18 protein-coding genes are annotated in these 17807 nt (G+C 65.3%); 13 read left to right on the top strand and 5 right to left on the bottom strand.

Annotated features, from left to right (window positions below; genetic code table 11):
- Positions 1-73 precede the first annotated feature (73 nt).
- Positions 74-790, top strand: a complete 717-nt coding sequence (locus LPJ38_RS13335) for an HAD family hydrolase (protein ID WP_167520525.1) — start codon at positions 74-76, stop codon at positions 788-790.
- 60 nt (positions 791-850) lie between these two features.
- Here the strand turns inward: LPJ38_RS13335 and LPJ38_RS13340 are convergent, their stop codons facing one another.
- Together LPJ38_RS13340 and LPJ38_RS13345 are read right to left on the bottom strand one after the other, a co-directional pair.
- Positions 851-1258 carry a nuclear transport factor 2 family protein gene (locus LPJ38_RS13340; RefSeq protein WP_145635889.1) on the bottom strand — a complete coding sequence of 136 codons (408 nt, stop codon included), beginning with the start codon at positions 1256-1258 and terminating at the stop codon, positions 851-853.
- Between the two features lie 85 nt (positions 1259-1343).
- Positions 1344-2828, bottom strand: a complete 1485-nt coding sequence (locus LPJ38_RS13345; RefSeq protein ID WP_145635886.1) for a mannitol dehydrogenase family protein — start codon at positions 2826-2828, stop codon at positions 1344-1346.
- A gap of 143 nt (positions 2829-2971) precedes the next feature.
- Between LPJ38_RS13345 and LPJ38_RS13350 the strand changes: the two genes are divergently transcribed.
- From LPJ38_RS13350 to uxuA, 6 genes are all read left to right on the top strand, one after another.
- Positions 2972-3784: a FadR/GntR family transcriptional regulator gene (locus LPJ38_RS13350; protein ID WP_167520517.1), complete on the top strand. Its 813-nt coding sequence runs from the start codon at positions 2972-2974 to the stop codon at positions 3782-3784.
- 82 nt (positions 3785-3866) lie between these two features.
- Positions 3867-4832 carry a sialic acid TRAP transporter substrate-binding protein SiaP gene (locus LPJ38_RS13355; RefSeq protein WP_231088663.1) on the top strand — a complete coding sequence of 322 codons (966 nt, stop codon included), beginning with the start codon at positions 3867-3869 and terminating at the stop codon, positions 4830-4832.
- A gap of 131 nt (positions 4833-4963) precedes the next feature.
- Positions 4964-5542: a TRAP transporter small permease gene (locus LPJ38_RS13360; RefSeq protein ID WP_145635878.1), complete on the top strand. Its 579-nt coding sequence runs from the start codon at positions 4964-4966 to the stop codon at positions 5540-5542.
- 4 nt (positions 5543-5546) lie between these two features.
- Complete coding sequence (locus tag LPJ38_RS13365) at positions 5547-6953, top strand: TRAP transporter large permease (protein WP_060735097.1); 1407 nt, start codon at positions 5547-5549, stop codon at positions 6951-6953.
- Positions 6950-7996, top strand: coding sequence for an L-idonate 5-dehydrogenase (locus tag LPJ38_RS13370; protein ID WP_145635876.1), 1047 nt, complete (start codon positions 6950-6952; stop codon positions 7994-7996). The genes LPJ38_RS13365 and LPJ38_RS13370 overlap by 4 nt, the downstream gene beginning before the upstream one ends.
- 12 nt (positions 7997-8008) lie before the next feature.
- The gene (gene uxuA, locus LPJ38_RS13375) at positions 8009-9199 is read left to right on the top strand and encodes a mannonate dehydratase (RefSeq protein ID WP_145635873.1); all 1191 of its coding nucleotides are present in this window, start codon (positions 8009-8011) and stop codon (positions 9197-9199) included.
- Positions 9200-9342: 143 nt separating this feature from the next.
- Here the strand turns inward: uxuA and LPJ38_RS13380 are convergent, their stop codons facing one another.
- On the bottom strand, positions 9343-10281 hold the full coding sequence (locus LPJ38_RS13380) for a LysR family transcriptional regulator (protein WP_145635867.1): 939 nt from the start codon (positions 10279-10281) through the stop codon (positions 9343-9345).
- 209 nt (positions 10282-10490) lie between these two features.
- On the opposite strand from LPJ38_RS13380, the gene LPJ38_RS13385 reads away from it, so the two are divergent.
- From LPJ38_RS13385 to LPJ38_RS13410, 6 genes are read left to right on the top strand one after another with little or no spacing between them, the layout of a single operon-like run.
- Positions 10491-11570, top strand: coding sequence for an ABC transporter ATP-binding protein (locus tag LPJ38_RS13385; protein WP_145635864.1), 1080 nt, complete (start codon positions 10491-10493; stop codon positions 11568-11570).
- Positions 11571-11606: 36 nt separating this feature from the next.
- Positions 11607-12323, top strand: coding sequence for an HAD family hydrolase (locus LPJ38_RS13390; protein ID WP_145635861.1), 717 nt, complete (start codon positions 11607-11609; stop codon positions 12321-12323).
- A 16-nt stretch (positions 12324-12339) separates the two neighbouring features.
- Positions 12340-13647 carry an NAD(P)/FAD-dependent oxidoreductase gene (locus tag LPJ38_RS13395; RefSeq protein WP_167520515.1) on the top strand — a complete coding sequence of 436 codons (1308 nt, stop codon included), beginning with the start codon at positions 12340-12342 and terminating at the stop codon, positions 13645-13647.
- Positions 13648-13675: 28 nt separating this feature from the next.
- Positions 13676-14725, top strand: coding sequence for an ABC transporter substrate-binding protein (locus LPJ38_RS13400; RefSeq protein WP_167520514.1), 1050 nt, complete (start codon positions 13676-13678; stop codon positions 14723-14725).
- 9 nt (positions 14726-14734) lie between these two features.
- On the top strand, positions 14735-15607 hold the full coding sequence (locus tag LPJ38_RS13405; protein ID WP_231088632.1) for an ABC transporter permease: 873 nt from the start codon (positions 14735-14737) through the stop codon (positions 15605-15607).
- A complete protein-coding gene (locus LPJ38_RS13410) occupies positions 15604-16389 on the top strand; it encodes an ABC transporter permease (protein ID WP_145635852.1) in 786 nt (261 codons plus the stop codon). Before LPJ38_RS13405 ends, LPJ38_RS13410 begins: the two co-directional genes overlap by 4 nt.
- 45 nt (positions 16390-16434) lie before the next feature.
- On the opposite strand, the gene LPJ38_RS13415 is transcribed toward LPJ38_RS13410, so the two are convergent.
- Together LPJ38_RS13415 and LPJ38_RS13420 are read right to left on the bottom strand one after the other, a co-directional pair.
- Positions 16435-17082, bottom strand: a complete 648-nt coding sequence (locus LPJ38_RS13415) for a TetR/AcrR family transcriptional regulator (protein WP_145635849.1) — start codon at positions 17080-17082, stop codon at positions 16435-16437.
- 17 nt (positions 17083-17099) lie between these two features.
- Positions 17100-17789 carry an aspartate/glutamate racemase family protein gene (locus LPJ38_RS13420; protein WP_145635846.1) on the bottom strand — a complete coding sequence of 230 codons (690 nt, stop codon included), beginning with the start codon at positions 17787-17789 and terminating at the stop codon, positions 17100-17102.
- Between the last annotated feature and the right edge of the window lie 18 nt (positions 17790-17807).

The following is a 17807-nucleotide window of genomic DNA, read 5'->3' on the forward strand; positions in this document are numbered from 1 at the left end:
GAGATTTTTGGGGCGGGCAAAAGATATTGCGATTTGTCTCGGCCGCAGCACCGGGCGATGGTTGCTCATGACGATGCATGTAGAAGCGGTCACCATCGCACCATCGGGCGCCGCCGACCTGATCCGGCAGGCCGCCGCGCTGATCTTCGACGTCGACGGCACCCTCGCCGAAACCGAGGAGCTGCACCGGCAGGCTTTCAACCATGCTTTCGCGCGGTACGGGCTCGGCTGGGAATGGGACCGCGCGGTCTACAAGGACCTGTTGCGGGTGACCGGCGGCAAGGAGCGCATGCGTGCCTATCATGCAAGGCTGGAGACAGCCGTGCCACTATCCGACGCGGACATCGCGGAGCTGCACCGCGTCAAGACCGCGCATTATGCCGGGCTGATCGAGACCGGCTGCTGTCCCTTGCGGCCGGGCGTGGCGGAACTGCTGGCGGCGGCGAAGGCGCGCCGCCAGCGGCTTGCGATCGCGACCACCACCTCGCATGGCAACATCGATGCACTGCTTTCGCAGGCGCTGGGGCCGCGCTGGGCCGTGGATTTCGACGCCGTCGTTGCCGGTGACGATGTCAGGCACAAGAAGCCCGCACCGGACGTCTATCTCGAAGTCCTGGCGCGGCTGCGGCTGGATGCGCCCGACTGCGTCGCGATCGAGGATTCCGCCAACGGGCTGATCGCGGCCTCGCGGGCCAACATTCCGGTGCTCATCACCCGCAGCCTGTTCTTCCGGGAGGATGATTTCAGCGATGCGCGGGTCGTGCTGGACGATTTGTCGGGGCTCGGATGACGGGCCAAAGTCGGAAAACAACCCCATGCACAGTAGCTCACGCCGGCGTGATCGCCGTCCTCAGTGGACGCGATGACTTGCTCTATCGTCTTCAGACTGCTCGACAATCTGTGCGATCGGGCTCGACTGATGATGCACCAGGCGCCAGCCGTCGCCAACGCGGCGGAAATGGTTCGCAGCAGCCAAGGCGGTGCCGTCGACAATCTCGATGCAGAGCACGCGGGCGCTGTCGCCGTCGACGATGGCCTGCGGCTCGGCGCACACGATCTGGGGACGTTCCGGGTTCTGCAGGATGTCGCGCCAGCTTCCGATCACCGTGGCCCGGCCGATGATCGCCGGCCAGCCGGGATGGATGCAGGAGATGGCGTCGTCATCCGCCCACATCCGCTGCATTTCCTCGAAATCGCCGGCCGAAAAGGCGGCGTAGAAGGCCGCGTTCGCGGCGATGACCTTGCTGTCCTTTGCCATGCCTCCCGGGTGCGGCAATGACAGGCAAAAATCAAGCGCGACTTCCGTCGACTTTGAACGCAGTGCAGCATTGCCCGCCGTGTGTTCAGGCCGTGACGTGCGCCTCCACCGCCCGTCGCGCGCCATCCTTGTAGAGGCGGCCGAGCGCCGTGGTGACGGCCTCGCGCAGGCGCGGCTCGGCACCAAACGGCCCGAACACCTTCGCGACGGCGAGCAATGCGGGCGCGAGCCGCTCGGCGACGGGACCCGCCTCGCGCGCCAGCGCCGCGAACTCGGCGGCGAGCGGATCGCGCACGTCGATCGCGCGGCCCTGCTCGTCTGTCGCGGTGACGTAGCGCATCCAGCCGGCCACCGCGAGCGCATGGGTTGCGATCGGCAAATCCTTGCGCAGGCGATCCTGCATCGCGCCGAGCAGGCGCTGCGGCAGCTTCTGCGAGCCGTCCATCGCGATCTGCCAGGTGCGGTGGTGCAGCGCCGGATTGGCGAAGCGCTTCAGCAGCGAGGTGCGATAGGCGGCGAGGTCGGTGCCGACAGGCATGGTCAGCGTCACCGCGGCCTCCTCCATCACCTGCGCGGCGAGGCGTGCGAAGTGGGCGTCCTGCATGGTGTCGGCGATGGTCTCGTAGCCCGAGAGATAGCCGAGATAAGCGAGCGCCGAATGGCTGGCATTGAGCAGCCGCAGCTTCATCAGCTCGAACGGCTTGACGTCGCTGACGAGTTCGACGCCTGCTGAGGCAAAATCGGGCCGGCCTGCGGTGAAACGATCCTCGACCACCCATTGCGTGAAGGGCTCGGTCATCACCGGCCAGGCGTCGCGCATGCCCAGTGCCGATGACACCGCATCCCGATCGTCGTCCGTCGTCTCAGGCACGATGCGGTCGACCATGGTCGAGGGGAAGGCGACCACGTCCGCGATCCACTTGCCGAGATCCTTCGACCGCACCGCGGCGAACTGCGTCACGATCCGCTGCACGGTGTGGCCGTTGGCGGCGAGATTGTCGCAGCACAGCACCGTGAAGGGCGAGAGCCCCTGGGCGCGCCGGCGCGCCAGCGCAGCCACGAGGAAGCCGGGCGCCGAGCGTGGCGTATCAGGGTCATTGAGGTCGTGCACGATGTCGGGATGCCGCTCGTCGAGATCGCCGGTCTGCGGCGTATGGCAATATCCCTTCTCGGTGACCGTGAGCGAGACGATGCGGGTGGCGGGATCGGCCATCTGCCCGACCAGCTGCGCCGGGTTCTCGCGCGCGACGACGCTGTCGAGCAGCGCGCCGATGACGCGGTGCTCGGTGCCTTCGGCCGAACGGATGGCAACGGTGTAGAGATGGTCCTGGGAGGCGAGGGCATCGCGCGTATCAGGACTGCGCAGGCTCGCTCCGACGATGCCCCATGATGTGCTGCCTGCAGCAAGGCAATCATCGATGACGACGGCCTGGTGTGCGCGATGGAACGCCCCGAGGCCGAGATGCACGATCCCGGACGTGACGCGCGAACGGTCATAGGCCGGGCGCCAGATGCCAGCCGGCAGCCGGTCGAGATTGGCGCGGCCAAGACGCGTCGAACTCTGGCGCATGGACGTCTCCCCTTTGCTTTGCCGCTGCTTGACATGGCGCCCGTATCGGGTCAATGCTCCGGTCAATTGGTAAGACCAATTTTCCAAAATTGGCAGGCCGCGGGCGCCGGGAGGTGCCGCGCGACCCTTTCGGGAGGACCAGCGTGCCGCTGGAAGCTGTGGAGGCGAGACGGCTTTATCGCCAGGTCGCCGATCAATTGCGAAGCCTGATCGACAGCGGCGAGTACGCGGTCGGCAGCCGCTTGCCGACCGAGCGCGAGCTCGCCGAGCAGCTCAAGGTGTCGCGGCCGACGGTGCGCGAAGCCCTGATCGCGCTCGAGGTCGAAGGCCGCCTCCGTATCCGTGTCGGCTCCGGCATCTATGTGATCGAGCCCGCTGCCGTGGCTGCGCCGGCGCCCGCCGCCGTCATCGAGGGACCGTTCGAGCTGCTCCGCGCCCGCGAATTCCTGGAAAGCGCCATCGCCGAGGAGGCCGCGCGCGTCGCGACCAGGGACGACATCGCCCGCATCGATGCGTCGCTCGTCGCGATGGAGAATGTCGAGCATCCCGGCGAAGCCTCGATGGTCCACGACCGCGCCTTCCACGTCGCGATCGCGGGAAGCCTCGGCAATGCCGTCCTGGTGCGCGTGGTCGGCGAGCTGTTCGACCAGCGCCTCAATCCCTATTTCGCGCAGCTTGCGCATTATTTCGAGAGCCCGGGCACCTGGCGCACGGCGCTCGACGAGCATCGCGCGGTGCGCGATGCGATCGCGGCGCATGATCCCGATGCAGCCCGCGAGGCGATGCGCGAGCACTTGGCGCGCTCCCAGGCGCGCTTTGCGCAGAATTTCGGTGCCGAGACTCCGGCAGGATCGTCGTCCGGGCGCAGCCGCACGGTGCGAGTTGCGGCCAAACCGGCAAAGCCGAAACAGGCGCCAAAGAAGCGAACCGCGAGCAGAGATGCGCGTCGGCGATGAGATTGGGCGGCCCGCATCCTTTTAGGGGTGGGCGAACAAGAAGCAGACTAGAACGATGGAGGAAAAGTCGATGTTGAAGAAGATGACGATTGCCGCGGCGATGTCCGCCGCCACGCTGCTGGCTGCGACCGGCGCAGGCCTGGCGCAGACCAAGCTCAAATGGGCCCATGTCTACGAGACCTCGGAGCCGTTCCACACCGCATCGGTCTGGGCCGCGCAGGAAATCGGCAAGCGCACCAACGGGCGCTACCAGATCGAGGTCTATCCGGCCTCCCAGCTCGGCAAGGAAGCCGACATCAACCAGGGCCTCGCGCTCGGCTCGGTCGACATCATCATCTCGGGCTCCAGCTTCGCGGCCAAGAGCTTCGCGCCGATCGGCGTGACCTATTATCCCTACACCTTCCGCGACGCCGATCATCTGCTCGCCTACACCAAGAGCGACATCTTCAAGGAGCTCACCAAGGGCTATGAGGACAAGAGCGGCCACCATATCGTCGCGGTGACCTATTACGGCGTGCGCCAGACCTCGTCGAACAAGCCGATCAAGACCTGCGCCGACATGAAGGGCCTGAAGATGCGCGTGCCCGACGTGCCGGCCTACCTCGCCATGCCGCGCGCCTGCGGCGCCAACACCGCGCCGATCGCCTTCGCCGAAGTCTATCTCGCGCTCCAGAACGGCACCGTCGAGGCGCAGGAGAATCCGCTGACCACGATCGAGGCCAAGAAGTTCTACGAGGTGCAGAAGCACATCGTGCTGACCGGCCACATCGTCGACCACCTCAACACCGTGATCGCCGGCGCGCTCTGGAAGAAGCTCTCCGACGAGGACAAGAAGACCTTCACCGACGTGGCCCAGGAAGCCGCCGCCAAGGCGACCGGCGAGATCAAGCAGAACGAAGCCAAGCTGGTCGCCTTCTTCAAGGAGAAGGGCCTGACCGTGACCGAGGTCGACAAGAACGAGTTCCGCGACACCGTGCTGAAGAACGTCGCGTTCGAGACCTTCGGTTATCGCAAGGCCGACTGGGAAAAGATCCAGGCGGTGAAGTGACGACATAGTCGTCATCCCGGAGCGGTCCGCAGGACCGAACTATGGTGCGCAATTGCGCACCTGAGAATCTCGAGGTTCCGGGTTCTCGCTTCGCGAGCCCCGGAACGACGGTCAGGTTTCAGGAGCACCCCATGTCCACCGCCGAAATCCACCGGCAGATCACCGCAGACGAGATCGCGCATACGTTCGAGGAAGAGGCGACGCCGAAGGTCGATCTCGGCGTCTACGCGTTCGAGGACTGGGTGGCGCTCGCGATCTTCTGGGTGATGGCGCTCGCCGTCTTCCTCCAGTTCTTCACCCGTTACGTGCTCAACGACAGCTACGCCTGGACCGAGGAGATCGCGACCTATTGCCTGATCGGCGTGGTCTTCATCGGCTCTTCGATGTGCGTGCGGCTGTCGCGGCACATCCAGGTCGACCTGGTCTATCGCTATCTGCCGCACCTCGTGGCGCGCGCGCTGTCGACGGCCATCGACCTGATCCGGATCGCCTTCTTCGGCTACGCCATCAAACTGGTCTGGGTCTACATCCAGATCATCGGCGACGAGCAGATGACCACGATCAATCTTCCCAAGGACTACGTCTATTACGCCGTGCTGCTCGGCTTCGTGCTGATGTTCGCACGCTCCGTGCAGGTGGCCGTACAGAACTGGCGGCAGGGCTACTCGGTCCTCGAACGTCCCGGTGCCTACGACGGATCGGAAGGATAACGCCATGCTGCTGTTGCTCGGAGGCTTTCTCGTCCTGATGCTGCTCGGCGTGCCCGTGGCGATCGCCATGGCCGTGTCGTCGCTGCTCTACATCCTGGTCAGCGGCGTGACGCCCGACGTCACGCTGGCGCAGCGCATGATCGCCGGCGTCGAAAGCTTTCCGCTGCTCGCCGTGCCGTTCTTCATCCTGGCCGGCAATCTCATGAACATCGCCGGCGTCACGGGCCGCATCTACAAATTCGCCGTCGCGCTGGTCGGCTGGATGCGCGGTGGCCTCGGCCACGTCAACATCATCGGCTCGGTGATCTTCTCAGGCATGTCCGGCACCGCGATCGCCGACGCCGCCGGTCTCGGCACCATCGAGATCAAGGCGATGAAGGACCACGGCTACTCGACCGAGTTCTCGGTCGGCGTCACCGCGGCCTCGGCGACGCTCGGGCCCATCATCCCGCCGTCGCTGCCCTTCGTGATCTACGGCATGATGGCGAACGTCTCGATCGGCGCGCTGTTCCTGGGCGGCGTCATTCCCGGCGTCGTGCTGACGCTGTTCATGATGGTCACCGTCACCTATTTCGCGCACAAGAACAAATGGGGCAGCGACACGCCGTTCTCCTGGCCGCAGCTCGGCTCGGCCGGCCTCGAGATCCTGATCGTGCTGTCCTTCCCGATGGCGATCTGGCTGATGGTGCTCGCCGGCCTCTCGGTCAACATGGCGGTCGTGATCGGACTCGGCACGCTGCTCCTGATCGACTGGTATTTCGACTTCTCGGCGGTGATGGCGCTGATGGCGCCGGTGATCCTGATCGGCGGCATGACGCTCGGCTGGTTCACGCCGACGGAAGCCGCGGTCGCCGCGGTGATCTGGTCGCTGTTCCTCGGCCTCGTGCGCTATCGCACCATGACGTTCCGGACCGTCGCCAAGGCGACGTTCGACACTATCGAGACCACCGCCTCGGTGCTGTTCATCGTCACGGCAGCCTCGATCTTCGCCTGGCTGCTGACGGTGTCGCAGGCGGCCCAGATGCTGTCGGACTGGATGCTCAGCATCACCCAGAACAAATGGGTGTTCCTGGCGCTCGCCAACGTCCTGATCCTGTTCGTCGGCTGCTTCATCGATACCACGGCGGCGATCACCATTCTGGTGCCGATCCTGCTGCCGATCGTGCTCAAGCTCGGCATCGATCCGATTCATTTCGGCCTGATCATGACGCTGAACCTGATGATCGGCCTGTTGCACCCGCCGCTCGGCATGGTGCTGTTCGTGCTCGCCCGCGTGGCAAAGCTCTCGGTCGAGCGCACGACGGTGGCGATCCTGCCCTGGCTGGTGCCGCTGATGCTCGCGCTGATCGCGATCACCTTCATCCCCGAACTGACCCTCTGGCTGCCGAAATACATGGGACTGTCCAAATGACCTCTACTGCTCTCGCCGCGACCCTGTTTGGTCCCGAAGATTTGCGCATGGTCGAGCATCCGCTCGACAAGCTCGCAGACGGCATGGTGCGACTCCGCTTCGGCGCGGGCGGCATCTGCGGTTCGGACATGCACTACTTCCGCCATGCCCGCACCGGTGACTTCGTGGTGAAGTCGCCGCTGGTGCTGGGTCATGAAATCTCGGGCGAGGTCGTGGAGATCTCCGGCACTGCTGCCAATCTGAAGGTCGGCGATCGCGTCGCGGTCAACCCGTCGCGCTGGTGCGGCCGGTGCGTCGCTTGCCGCGAGGGCCGGCCGAACTGCGAGAACATCTATTTCATGGGCTCGGCCTCCAAGACGCCGCACATGCAGGGCGGCTTCGCCAACTATTTCGACGCCGTTCCTGCACAGTGCGTGAAGATTCCCGATCACGTGTCCTATCAGGCTGCGGCGCTGGCGGAGCCGCTCGCGGTCTGCCTGCACGCGGTCGCGCGTGCCGGCAACATCGAGGGCAAGCGCGGCATCATCTTCGGCGCCGGTCCGATCGGGCTTCTGACCATGCTCGCCGCCCACCGCGCCGGCATGACTGACGTCACGGTGGCCGACATCGCGCCGGCGCCGCTCGCCTTCGCGACCAAGCTCGGCGCCTCGCACGTCGAGAACGTCGCTGGTGGCGAGGAGGGGCTGAAGGCGCAGGCCGCTTCGCGCCCCTATGACGTCGCCTTCGAGGTCTCGGGCACTGCCGCAGGCCTTGCCAGCGCGATCGGTATCGTCAGGCGCGGCGGCGTCGTGGTGCAGATCGGCAATCTGCCGGGCGGGCAGATTCCGACGCCGTCGAATGCGGTGATGGCCAAGGAGATCGACCTGCGCGGCTCGTTCCGGTTCGGCTTCGAGTTCATGACTGCGGTGGAGCTGATCGCCGACGGCAGCGTCGACGTGCTGTCGCTAGTGACCGCCGAGCGGCCGCTGTCGACCGCGCCCGATGCGCTCAGGCTGGCGCTCGATCGCTCGCAGAGCGTCAAGGTCGTGCTGACCGCGAATTGATAGGAGAGGCCCATGATGCTGGAGGGATGGCGCTGGTACGGGCCGGATGATCCCGTCTCGCTCGACGATGTCAGGCAGGCCGGCGCGAGCGAAATCGTCTCGGCACTGCATCAGGTGCCGATCGGCGAAGCCTGGACCCGCAAGGCCGTCGAGGAGCGCAAGAACTTCATCGAGAACGGCCAGCCCGGCCGCTCGCAGCTGACATGGTCGGTGGTGGAATCGATTCCCATTCCCGACGACGTCAAGCGGCTCGGCGGCAAAGCGACGAAGTCGATCGAGGCGTGGATCGCGAGCATGGAGGCGGTGGCCGCAAGCGGCATCAAGAGCATCTGCTACAATTTCATGCCGGTCGTGGACTGGTGCCGCACGGATCTGGAATGGGAATTGCCGAACGGCGCCCGCGCCATGCGCTTCGACCAGGACCGCTTTGCGGCATTCGAGCTGCATATCCTCAAGCGCCCGGCCGCGCTTCAGGAGTACTCGCCTGAGCAGCAGGCGCGCGCGAAAAAGCTGTTCGAGCAGATGAGCCAGGCCGACATCGACTATCTCGTGATGGTCATCGCCAGCGCGCTGCCGGGCTCGACCACCGAGCCGATGACCATTCCGCAATTCCGCGACAGGCTGGAAACCTATCGCGACATCACGCCAAAGATCCTGCGGCAGCATCTCACCGAATTCCTGGCGCGCGTGACGCCGGTCGCCGAGCAGCTCGGCGTGTCGTTGACGCTGCATCCGGACGACCCGCCGCGGCCGCTGTTCGGCTTGCCGCGCATAGCCTCCAGCGCGGACGATTATCAGGCGCTGTTCGACGCCGTGCCGTCCAAGGCCAACGGCATCTGCCTGTGCACGGGGTCGCTCGGCGTGCGCGCGGAGAACGATCTGCCCGGGATGGCGGAGCGTTTCGGCCCCCGCATCGCCTTTGCCCATCTGCGCGCCACCAAGCGCGAAGTCGACGGCCTGTCGTTCTACGAGTCCGATCATCTCGACGGTGACGTCGACATGGTCGCGGTGCTCAAGGCGCTGTTGAAGGAGAACGCGCGGCGTGCGCCCGACCAGAGGATCGTGTTCCGCCCCGACCACGGCCACCGCATGCTGGATGATCTCGCTGCGACCAAGCGCACCAATCCCGGCTATACCGCGATCGGCCGCCTCCGCGGCCTCGCCGAGCTCCGCGGCGCGATCCGCGCGATCGAGCATCGGTGATTTGTGCCTCCGCGTCTCAAAACGTCATGGCCGGGCTTGTCCCGGCCATCCACGCCTAACCACGTCGCACGAAGAACGTGGATGCCCCGGACAAGCCCGGGCATGACGACCTCATCTTCGAGCGAGAGCATTGCCTCGCTCCCTCAATAACACGCCGCCATCGCGCCGAGCTTCGGATAGAGCCGGTCGATCGCGGCGATCTCGCTCTTCATCTGCGCGATGATCCAGTCGCGGATCTCGGCGGCGATGGGTCGCATCGCCCGGTTGCGCGGCGGCAGGAATTCACAGAGGCGCCGTGTGGTGGTGAGCCTGTCGGAGGCCGGCACCAGTGCGCCGGTGAGGAGCCAGTGCGAGGCAACGGTCAGCCAGCCGAGCGCGATGCCTTGACCGAGCAGGGCGGCCTGCACCACGACGGCGTAGTCGGTGAAGCTCAGCGCCTTGGCGGCGCCGCGGCGTCCGGTGAGAAGCGATGCGTAATCGGCGGCCCAGTCGCCCGGCGTCTCGGCAAGGCGGATGATGGTGTTGCCTTCGGCGGGGTCGGTCTCGCCGAGATAGGCGGGGCTGCACATCGGCAGCATGACCTCCTTCATGATCAGCGTGCCGCCGGACGACGGCTCGTCGCGATCGCGGAAGCGCATGCCAAGATCGACATTCTCCACCGGCCCGCGCAGCGCGCCGGAGATCAGCTGGAAGCGCAGATCGACTTGCGGAAACTGCTTCTGGAGCTTGTCGATGCGCGGCATCAACCAATGCGTGGTGAAGGCGGAGGAGACCGACAGCGTCACCGTCTCGGTGCCCTTGCGGCGCCGCTCAATCTCGACGAGGCCGCTCTCGATGCTGCGAAAGCCTTCCAGCACGCGGCGATAGAGCAACTCGCCTTCCTCGGTGAGCACGGCGCGGCCCGCCGTGCGGTCGAACAGGCGGACACCGAGATGCTCCTCGAACTGGCCGAGCATCCGGCTCACCGCCGGCTGCGTGACGTTCAACTCGGCGGCGGCCGCCGTGAAGCTGCCGTTGCGCGCCGCTGCGTCGAAGACGAACAGGGCGTTGCTGGACGGCAGCATGCGGCGCAGCTCAGGCATAACTTCATGTTATAAGGCCGGTGAGAATTTGGCAATTGCCGGGTTTTGGCAAGTCTGGTGTCATTGGCATGACAGCCTAACGACAGGGCTTGCGGGAGAAGAGATGGTGCGGTGCACGCTTCGATCGTGAATGGCCAAATTCGCTGTCTATAAAGCAGGCTTATGGCGCGCAGTGAGGCACGCCATTCTGGGAGAGGCGAGGTCGATCGTTGGACAAACGAGCGGAAAGCGTCGAGATCAGGTCCGCCAGCAAGACCTATGGCGCCGTTCGCGCTCTCGATGACGTCTCCCTCAATGTCGGCGCCGGCGAGTTCGTCTCCTTGCTCGGCCCGTCAGGCTCCGGCAAGACCACGCTGCTCGGCATTTTGGGCGGCTTCATCCTTCCGACGTCGGGCACGATTCTCTTCGGCGGCCGTGACGTCACTTACATGCCGCCGCACAAGCGCGACATCGGTGTCGTCTTCCAGAACTACGCGCTGTTCCCGCATATGAGCGTCGGCGAGAACGTCGCCTTCCCCTTGCGTGCGCGTCGCCTGCCGAAAACGAGCTGGCCGGACAAGGTGCGCGCGGCGCTCAGCATGGTCGGCCTTGCCGGCTATGCGGAGCGCGGCATTGCCCAGCTCTCCGGCGGCCAGCGCCAGCGTGTGGCGCTGGCGCGGGCCATGATCTTCGAGCCGCGCCTGATCCTGATGGACGAGCCGCTCTCCGCGCTCGACAAGCAGCTCCGCGAATCCATGCAGATCGAGCTGCGCACGCTGCACAAGCGCATCGGCGCCACCATCATCTATGTCACCCATGACCAGCGCGAGGCGCTGACCATGAGCGACCGCGTCGCGGTGATGAAGGATGGCCGGCTGATCCAGATCGACGCGCCCGAACGGCTGCACGATCATCCCGCCGATTCCTTCGTCGCGAGCTTTATCGGCGAGGCGACGATGTTGCCGGTCCGTCGCGTCGATGCGGCCTGCGTCGCGCTCGGCAATGCATTGCTGCGCAGCGCCCGCGCCATTCCCTCAGGCGACGCCCTCATGCTCGCCGTTCACAGCGAGAAGCTTCTGATCGACGACGGCGCGCAGGATGCCGCCTGCAACCGGCTGACCGGGACGGTCACCGACATCGTCTATCAGGGCGAGAGCCTGCGCATCTTCCTGGCGCTGGCCAACGGCATCGCGCTCAGCCTGCGCCAGCCGAGCTATCACCAGGCCTATAGCCGCATCCCCCCGCTCGGCGGCAGCCTCACCGTCACCCTTCACCCCGAGGACACCATCGTCGTGCCCAGGGTGGACTGAACTCAAGCCTTGTTCAACCTGAGAGAAGAAACTGACATGTCGACCCAAGCCGCGTTCAGCAATTTCAAGGTTCTCACCTTCGATGTCGTCGGCACCTTGATCGATTTCGAGACCGGCGTGATCTCCGCGGTTCGCAAGATCTCGGGAAAGACGCCAGCCGAGCTCAGCGATGACCAGATCTTCGAACCCTACAAGCGCGGCCGCGACAAGCATTACGAGCGCTCCAGCGAGGCGATGTTCCACGTCTATCGCCATCTCGCCACCGAGCTCGGGTTGCCCGCCGACGATGCGGCCTGCGATGCGTTCCAGCTCTCGGTGCTGCGCTGGGGGCCGTTCGCGGATTCGGTCGAGGCGCTCAAGCGCCTGCGCACGAGGTTCCGCCTGGTGGCGATGACCAATGCCGACCGCGTGGCGCTCTCCTGTTACGCGCATGCGCTCGGCGATCCCTTCGACGACACGGTCTGCGCGGATGACACCGGCGTCGCCAAGCCGAACCCTGAGTTCTTCGCCTACAACAAGGGCCGCCAATCCGCTTTCGGCTACAAGCAGTCCGACATCCTGCACGTCGCGCAGAGCCAGTATCACGACATCGGGATCGCGCGGAAGCTCGGCTACAAGGTTTGCTGGATCGAGCGCCGTCAGGGCATCGCCGGTTTCGGCGGCACGCCGGCCGTCGAGACGCTGACCAAGCCGGACTTCCATTATCCGACGTTGAAGGCGCTCGCCGACGCGGCGATCGGGCCGGCGGCGTAAATCCGTGAAGGCGGACATGACACGGGACTGGCGCGCACTGCCATCGGTCAACTCGCTGTGGGAAGCCACGGCAGAGCCGGCGCGCACGTTTCCCGTGCTGTCGGGCGAGCAGCAGGCGGATGTGGTGATCATCGGCGCCGGCTACACCGGACTTTCCGCCGCGCATCACATCGCCAAGGATGGCCTGTCGCCGGTCGTGCTCGAGGCCAACCGGCCCGGCTGGGGCGCGAGCGGCCGCAATGGCGGGGTGATCACCGCAAAATTCCGCCTCTCGTTCCGTGAGATCGATGCCGTGCACGGCCGCGCCATGGCGCGGCGCATGTACAAGATCGCGCATGAATCGACCGACATGGTCGAGGAACTGGTGTCCGAGTTCGGCATCACCAGCGCGCATCTGACGCGCAGCGGCCAGGTCAAGGCCGCCCATAACGAGACGACGCTGAAGGCGGCGATCGAGGAAGCCAACTGGATGACGCGCGAGATGGGCTCTGCCGAGGTCCGCATTCTCGACAAGAACGGCGTGCGCGACGAGACCGGCTCCGGCATCTTTGTGGGCGGTGTGCTCAATCCCGGCTCGGGCGGCGTTCATCCGCTGAACTATCTGCGCGGCCTTGCAAATGGCGTTGCAAGCCGCGGCGTTCCGATCTTTCAGGAGTCGCCGGTCGTCAAGCTCAGGCGCGAGAACGGCGGAATCGTCGCCGAGACGCCGCAAGGCGCTGTGCGCGCCAAGCAGGCAATCATCGCCACCAACAGCTATTCGGATCTCACCGGTGCGACCGCGCACATGCAGCGCACCTTGATCCCGTTCCGCAGCGCCATGGTCGCGACCGAACAATTGCCGCGCAATCTCGCGGGAAAGCTGATGCCCAGCGGGCGAACCTATACCGAGACCAAGCGCATGATGCGCTGGTTCCGTATGGTCGACAACCGGGTGATCTTTGGTGGTCGCGGCGCCTTCGGCAAGCAGGATTCGCAAGCCGCCTTCGACGCGCTGCGCAAGGCGATGGTCGGCATCTTCCCAGATCTCGCCGAGGTCCCGCTCGCCTACAAATGGTCGGGCCTCGTCGCGATGACGCTGGACTCGGTGCCGCATATCGGCCGGATCGACGACCGCACGCTGGTCGCGCTCGGCTACAACGGCGCCGGCGTTGCAATGTCCAGCCTGATGGGCCGCTATCTCGCAGCCTTCGTGCGCGGCGAGAGCCCCGACGTCGGCCTGCTCGACGTCGGCCGCATGAAGCCCATTCCGTTCTATCCGCTGCGGGAGCCGGCCGTCCGCATGGTCGCCGGCTGGTACCAGTTTCTCGATGCGATCGGTCGATGAGTTCACTTTGACGCTGGAGGAGGCAAGGATGACGACGACACGGAATGTTGGATTTGGCTGCGCGCTGCTGGGCGCGCTCGCATGTGGCGGCACGGCGGCCGGCGCCGCCGAGCAGATCACCTTCGTCTCGCAGGGCGGCGCCTATCAGCAGGCGCAGACGGTGGCGATCCTCGATCCCTCCGCCAAGAAGCTCGGCATCACCATCAACCAGGATTCCATTCCCGATGCCTGGCCCGCGATCAAGACGCAGGTCGGCAGCGGCAAGCCGATCTGGGACGTGGTGGACACGCCGACCGGCAACTGCCTGCGCGGGGGCGAGCAGGGATTGATGGAGAAGCTCGACTTCTCGAAGATTCCGAACGGCGCGGCGATGCCGGAGGCCTATCGCAGTCCCTATTCGGTGTCCTACGAGTTCTATTCCAGCGTGCTGGCCTACAGCCAGAAGACGTTCCCGAAGGATGCGCCGAACAGCTGGGCGGATTTCTGGGACGTGAAGAAGTTTCCGGGCCGCCGCGCGCTGCGCAACCATCCCTTCGCAACGCTCGAAGCCGCGCTGATGGCCGACGGTGTCGCGCCGGACAAGCTCTATCCGCTCGACGTCGACCGCGCCTTCAAGAAGCTGGAGGAGATCAGGCCGCATATCACGGTGTGGTGGACCTCGGGCGCGCAGTCGGCGCAGCTGCTCAATGACGGCGAGGTCGACATGGAGATGGCCTGGAACGGCCGCGTCAGCGCTGTCGCCAAGGAGGGCGCAAAAGTGTCCTTCACCTACAACCAGGGCATTTTGCAGAGCACCTCGCTCTGTATCCTCAAAGGCGCGCCGAATCTCGCCACCGCGGTGAAGTTCATCAACGAGGCCGTCGATCCCGTGCACCAGGCCAATCTGCCGCTCCACATCGACTACGGCCCGGGCAATCCCAAGGCATTCGAGACCAATGTGATCAAGCCCGAGCGCGCGGCGCAATTGCCGAGCGAGCCGTCCAACGCGGCCAAGCAGGCGCTGATGTCCTACGCCTGGTGGTCCTCGCCCGCGGGCGAAGCCGCCGAGAAGCGCTGGGCGTCGTTCATGCAGAAGTAAAGAGCGCCAATGCCGACGACATCCGTGCCAGATCCCTCCCAGAAGCATCAGCGCCGCGAACATGCGCTGATGCTGGCACTGGTGTCGCCGGCGCTGCTGGTGATCCTGGCTCTGATCGTGCTGCCGGTCGGCTGGCTGGCCTGGCAGTCGGTCTATCATGACGGCTTCACGCTGGAGAACTATCGCCGCGTCTTCACGGAAGACATCTATTGGCGCAGCTTTGCGCTGACATTCGAGATCAGCCTCGCGGTCACGCTGATCGCGCTGCTGCTCGGCTATCCCGTGGCCTATCTCGCCAACTCGGTGCCGAAGGGCTGGAGCATCCTGATCCTGGCGCTGGTCGTGCTGCCGTTCTGGACCAGCGTGCTGGTGCGGGCCTATGCCTGGCTGGCACTGCTTCAACGCACCGGGGTGATCAACCAGTTCCTGCGCTATCTCGACGTCATCTCGGAGCCGCTCGCGCTGGTCCATAACACGTTCGGCACGGTGGTTGCGACCGTGCACATCCTGCTGCCGTTCATGGTGCTGCCGCTCTATGCGACCATGCAGAAGATCCCGGCCGACCTGATGCAGGCCGGCGCCAGCCTTGGCGCGAGCCCGTCGCTGACATTTTTCCGCGTGTTCCTGCCGCTGTCGATGCCGGGCGTGCTCGCCGGCTGCACCATGGTGTTCGTGCTGTGCTTGGGCTTCTACATCACGCCTGAATTGCTCGGCGGCGGCCGCACGGTGATGGTGTCGATGCTGGTGAGCCGCAATGTCGAGCTCTACAACCAGTTCGGCGCAGCGAGTGCGGTCGCGGTGGTGCTGCTCGTCAGCGTGCTCGCGATCTTCTTCGTGGTCAGCCGCTTCATCTCGCTCGATCGCGTGCTGGGGCAGAAATGATGCGCGCCTCGCCCGCACGGATTGTCCTCTACGTGATCAGCGCGCTGGTGCTGGTCTATCTGATCCTGCCCGTGCTGATCATCGCGCCGATCTCGTTCTCCAGCGCGCGCTTCCTGACCTTCCCGCCGCCGTCGCTCTCGCTGCGCTGGTATCAGCAATATTTCGCCAACCCGGCCTGGATGCAGGCGACGCAGGTGACGCTGACGGTGGCGCTCCTTACCGTCGTGATCGCGACGCCGCTCGGCGTGGCCGCCGCCTATGCCATCAGCCAGTCGAAGCTGCGCATCATGCGAATCATCCACATGACGCTGCTGCTGCCGCTGGTGGTGCCGATCATCATCACCGCGGTCGGCATCTTCTTCGTCTACGCCAAGGTGGGCCTTGTCGCGACCATGCCCGGCCTCGTGCTGGCGAACGTGATGCTGGGTCTGCCTTACGTCGTCATCTCGGTGCTGGCGGGCCTGCAGAGCTTCGATCCGGCGCAGGAGATGGTGGCGCGCAGCCTCGGCATGAACCGCCTGCGCAGCTTCTTCGCGGTGACCTTGCCGCAGATCAAGTCCAGCGTGGTTGCCGGCGGCATCTTCGCCTTCATCTCGGCGATGGACGAGACCATCGTCGCGCTGTTCATCTCCGGTGGCCAGTACCAGCCACTGACCAAGCGCATGTTCACCGCGCTGCGCGACGAGATCGATCCGACCATCGCCGCGATCTCGACGCTGATGACGGCGGCCTCCTTCATGCTGGTGCTGCTGGCGAGCACGCGGCAGAAGAAGGGTGGTTGAGGATGATCGTCGTCCTGGCTTTCGCCAGGCCGAGTCGGTGCCGTCTCACTTCGCTCCCAGCCAAGCCAATATCATCTCCACGATCTGCGTCCGGCTTTTCGCCAGCACCCCGGGCTCGCTGAGGTCGCGGTCGAACAGGGCGCCGAAGGTGTGGCGGTTGGCTACGCGGAAGAAGCAGTAGGAGCTGATGGCGAGGTGCAAATCGATGGCGTCGACGTCGTCGCGGAAGATGCCTTCGCTGCGGCCGCGCTTGAGGATGCCGTCGAGCGTCGCGATCACGCTGGCGTTGAGCTGGCGCAGTTGCAGGTTCTGCTTCAGATGCTTGCCGTGGTGGATGTTCTCGATGCTGACGAGGCGGATGAAGCTCGGATTGCGTTCGTCATGGTCGAATGTGGCTTCGATCAGGCGCCGCAAGCCCTCGCGGGCATCGCAGCTTTCGATGTCGAGCTGGTCCTCCAGCGCACGGATGCTGCGATAGGCTTCCTCCAGCACCGCGAGGTAGAGCTGCTCCTTGCCGCCGAAATAATAGTAGATCATCCGCTTCGACGTGCGCGTCCTTGCGGCGATCGCGTCGACCCGCGCACCGGAATAGCCTTCGCGGGCGAATTCCTGCATCGCCACCTCGAGGATGTCGCGCTTGGTGCGCTCGGGATCGTTGGTGCGCTTCGATGGGAGCGGCATGCGTTCGAGCATCGCTGTCTGGTTAGAGGTCATCCGATGGCGAAATCGGCCGCCGTCTCGGCGTGAATCGCGGTGGTGTCGAATGTCTCGACCGTCGTGTCGTCCGGGCCGACCAGCATCGTGATCTCGGTGCAGCCGAGGATGATGCACTCCGCTCCCGCCGCGACGAGCGCTGCCATCACGTCCCGATAGCGCCGGCGCGAGGGATCGGTGACCAGGCCAAGGCACAGCTCGTCGTAGATGATGCGGTTCACGTCGGCGCGCGCGTCGGGGGGAGGAATCAGGACGTCGAGATCATGCGCGCGCAGCCGGTCGATGTAGAACTGCTCCTCCATCGTGAATCTGGTGCCGAGCAGTCCGACCCGCCGGTACCCTTTCGCCCGAATTCGTTCCGCCGTGGCATCGCCGATGTGGATGAATGGAACGGTCAGGCCCGAAATGATCTCGGGGGCCAATTTGTGCATCGTGTTGGTGCACAGCACGATCGCACGCGCGCCGGCGTTTTCGAGCCGCCGCGCCACCTCCGCGAGGCTGGCCGCCGCCTCGCTCCAGCGGCCGGCATACTGCATCTCCTTGATCCCTTGGAAATCATAGGAGTACATCAGCAGCGGGGCCGAATGCAGCTTGCCCATGCGGTCGCGGACGCGCTCATTGATGAGCTTGTAGTAGAGCGCGGTGCTCTCCCAGCTCATGCCCCCGATCAGGCCGATGGTCCGCATTCCGGTGCTCCCAAGGAT

It is taken from the genome of Bradyrhizobium daqingense (genome assembly GCF_021044685.1).
Lineage (GTDB): Bacteria > Pseudomonadota > Alphaproteobacteria > Rhizobiales > Xanthobacteraceae > Bradyrhizobium > Bradyrhizobium daqingense.